At 68.5% G+C, this 3,805-nt stretch carries 3 protein-coding genes; all 3 read left to right on the top strand.

Annotation, left to right across the window (positions count from 1 at the left end):
• The coding region (locus VJN29_RS19590) for a hypothetical protein (protein WP_324145320.1) at positions 1-708 on the top strand (708 nt) is incomplete at its 5' end.
• A 628-nt stretch (positions 709-1,336) separates the two neighbouring features.
• The gene (gene acs, locus VJN29_RS19585) at positions 1,337-3,316 is read left to right on the top strand and encodes an acetate--CoA ligase (RefSeq protein WP_324145319.1); all 1,980 of its coding nucleotides are present in this window, start codon (positions 1,337-1,339) and stop codon (positions 3,314-3,316) included.
• A 234-nt stretch (positions 3,317-3,550) separates the two neighbouring features.
• Positions 3,551-3,805, top strand: a 255-nt coding sequence (locus tag VJN29_RS19580) for an META domain-containing protein (protein ID WP_324145318.1), incomplete at its 3' end; no start/stop codon positions are given.

Here is a 3,805-nt window from a genome sequence, read left to right as displayed (position 1 = left end):
TCCGTCCGACTGGTCCTCGCGGAGAACAAGGTTCGTGACGGTGGGGTCATGCCCAACCCGCGCTCCGCCGCGAGCGAGACCTGCATCAACGGCATGGCGCTCAACTATGCGAGCTACTTCGGCGCGTCCGAGGCCGGCCTGGTGAGCCTCGTCGACTGCCTGCTGGCGAGCCGCGTGCCGGACGGCGGGTTCAACTGCCACCACCGGCCGCCCAAGCAGCCGGTGAAGCACTCATCGATGCACACGACGGTGTCAGTGCTGGAGGGGATCCACTCCTATCGGTCCGCCGCCTACGGACATCGCAGGGATGAGCTCGGCGAGGCAGCAGACACGGCGGTCGAGTTCCTGTTGCGGCACGAGCTCTTCAAGAGCGAGCACACCGGCGAGGTGATCCGCGCGGACTTCACCCGCGTCCACCACCCACCGCGGTGGCACTTCGACATCCTTCGAGGACTCGAGTGCCTCGCCGTGATGCGAGTCCCCCGGGACCCGCGGATGGACGCTGCCCTCGACCTGCTGCGTGCCCGACGCCGGCCGGACGGCCGATGGACCGCCACCGTCTGGCCCGGCGAGACCCACGTCCCCCCGGACTCAGGACGAGAGCCGTCGCGATGGGCGACGCTCCGGGCGCTCCGGGTCCGTTACCGTTTCGAGATGCGCGATGACCGCCTCCCGGGCACACTGGATGGAGTTGGGACCTCCCGCTGACTCGACCGGTTCGTGCGGTCGAGACGGGGCGAGGTCCCAGCGACGTTCCACCTGACCTCCGCACGAGGGATCGCAGCGACGTTCTGACGTCGGCTACCTCGATGCCATGAGCTCGTTCGCGGCCATCATCCGCGCGTGGTGGCCGCCCAGGTGAGGTGGCCATCCGAACGAACCATCATTCCGAGCGGCCCGCGGGCGGCTCTTCGCGTGTCACTGGACCATCACTGAGAGCTCGTGTCTTCTCTGGGCTCCCAGGCCTAGTGACTCAGCCTCACCCAATCGAGTGAACAGCTTCTGGGCGCAAAAGCTGTTCACTCGATCGGGTGGGGCCCCGAATGTTGTTCACTCGATCGGATGGGGGCCCGTGACCCCGCGCGGCACTCAGGCGGGCTGACTCGGGGAAGCGAGCCCAGCGGCGTACGGCAAAGATCTTGTCCGTATGCCGCTGGGCTCACTCGCGCTCGAAGGTGCACGACCGCTCGTCGTCAGGTCGGGACCGCTCGGCATGTTACTGATTGGTAGCGCCCGAGACGAACGGTACGCACTATTGATGGGCGCCGAACCGTACGTTTGAGTGGGAGGAAGTGAGTTCCACTCCAGCACCACCGTCGATGCGAAAGGTGAGCCCATGAGCGAGACGCTCGAGAACCTCCTCCAGGAGACCCGGACCTTCCCGCCCCCGCCGGAGTTCGCGGCCCGGGCCAACGGCACGGCCGAGCTGTACGCGCAGGCGGAGGCCGACTTCGAGGGCTTCTGGGCCGAGCAGGCCCGCACGTACGTCACGTGGAGCAAGGACTTCACCCAGACGCTGCAGTGGGACACGCCCTTCGCGAAGTGGTTCGCCGACGGCGAGCTCAACGCGTGTTACAACGCGGTCGACCGGCACGTCGAGGCCGGCAACGGTGACCGGGTCGCGATCCACTGGGTCGGCGAGCCCGCGGACGACACCCGCGACGTCACCTACGCCGACCTGCACCGTGAGGTCCAGCGTGCCGCCAACGCCCTCGGCAACCTCGGCGTCGGCACCGGCGACACCGTCGCGATCTACCTGCCGATGATCCCCGAGGCCGTCGTCGCCATGCTCGCGTGCGCCCGGATCGGCGCCCCGCACTCGGTGGTCTTCGGTGGCTTCTCCGCCGAGGCGCTCCACTCGCGCATCGACGACGCCCGCGCCAAGGTCGTCATCACGGCCGACGGGGGCTACCGGCGCGGGGCCGCCTCCGCGCTGAAGCCGGCCGTCGACGCCGCGCTCGAGCACGGTGACACGTCCGTCACCAACGTCCTCGTCATCCGTCGCACCGGGCAGGACACGCCGTGGACCGAGGGCCGGGACGTCTGGTGGCACGAGGCGCTCGAGGCCGCCGAGCCAACCCACGAGCCGGTCCACGTGGGCGCGGAGCACCCCCTCTTCATCCTGTACACCTCCGGAACGACGGGCAAGCCCAAGGGCATCCTCCACACGACCGGCGGCTACCTCGTCCAGAACGCGTACACGAACGCCGTCGTCCACGACGTGCACCCGGAGAGCGACGTGTACTGGTGCACGGCCGACATCGGCTGGGTCACCGGGCACAGCTACATCGTCTACGGGCCGATGGCGCTCGGCGCGACGCAGGTCATGTACGAGGGCACGCCGGACACGCCGCACCAGGGTCGGTTCTGGGAGATCGTCGAGCAGAAGAAGGTGACGATCCTCTACACCGCCCCGACGGCGATCCGCACCTTCATGAAGTGGGGCGAGGACATCCCGGCGAAGTTCGACATGAGCTCGCTCCGCCTCCTCGGCTCGGTCGGTGAGCCGATCAACCCCGAGGCGTGGATGTGGTACCGGCGCGTCATCGGTGGCGACCGCTGCCCGATCGTCGACACGTGGTGGCAGACGGAGACCGGCGCGATCATGATCAGCCCGCTGCCCGGCGTGACGGCCGCCAAGCCGGGGTCGGCGCAGCTCCCGATCCCGGGCGTCGCCGCCGAGGTCGTCGACGACACGGGCACGCCAGTCCCCAATGGACACGGCGGCTACCTCGTGCTGACCAAGCCGTGGCCGGCGATGCTGCGCACGATCTGGGGCGACGACCAGCGCTACAAGGACACGTACTGGGGGCGTTTCGAGGGCCTCTACTTCGCCGGCGACGGCGCCAAGAAGGACGACGAGGGCGACATCTGGGTGCTCGGACGCGTCGACGACGTCATGAACGTCTCCGGCCACCGTCTCTCGACGACGGAGATCGAGTCGGCCCTCGTGTCGCACCCGAAGGTCGCCGAGGCTGCCGTCGTCGGCGCCACCGACGAGATGACCGGCCAGGCGGTCGTGGCCTTCGTCATCCTTCGCTCCGAAGCGGTCTCGGAGGCCGACGAGCCGGGCGAGGGCGGCGAGATCGTCGCGGAGCTGCGCAACCACGTGGCCAAGGAGATCGGTCCGATCGCGAAGCCTCGCTCGATCCTCATCGTCTCGGAGCTGCCGAAGACCCGCTCCGGCAAGATCATGCGGCGCCTGCTGCGCGACGTTGCCGAGAACCGCGAGGTCGGCGACGTCACGACGCTCGCCGACAGCTCCGTCATGGACCTGATCAAGTCGGGACTGTCCGCCAAGGCGGGCGCCGAGTAGTCCACGGCCTTCCGCCAAGGCTGTCGACGTTGCTCGGTCGAGTGTGCAGCAAATGACGGCGCGGACTGCACACTCGACTCGACCCAGCCCGGCACTTACTGCACACTCGACGAGACGTTGGCCGAGTGTGCAGTAAGCGACGGCGCGGACTGCACACTCGACTCCACCCAGCCCGGCGCCAACTGCACACTCGACGAGGAGCTGGCCCAGGCAACCTGGTGGTTGACTGCCTCCATGAGCAGCGTGTCAGGGCCCTCCGCGCCAGTGCCGAAGCCCGCCTGGGTCGTCGAGTCGATCGGTGGCGTGCCGACCATCGATCCCAAGCCCGAGATCTCCCTGTTGGAGGAAGGCCGGGTCGTGGGGTCGACCGGGATCAACCGGATCATGGGCACCTACGAGGCCGAGAACGAGACGGTGCGCATCTCCGGTGGCGGGATGACCCGGATGGCCGGATCCGAGGAGGCCATGGACCAGGAGCGCCGCTTCCTC

The sequence above is a fragment of the Intrasporangium sp. genome, assembly GCF_035280925.1.
Lineage (GTDB): Bacteria > Actinomycetota > Actinomycetes > Actinomycetales > Dermatophilaceae > Intrasporangium.
Note: the sequence above shows the minus strand (reverse complement) of the source record. Positions and strands in the feature narration are given on the sequence as shown.

Excerpts from the sequence above, each read along its gene's own strand:
- acs (WP_324145319.1), top strand. The coding sequence starts at position 1,337 with ATGAGCGAGACGCTCGAGAACCTCCTCCAGGAGACCCGGACCTTCCCG.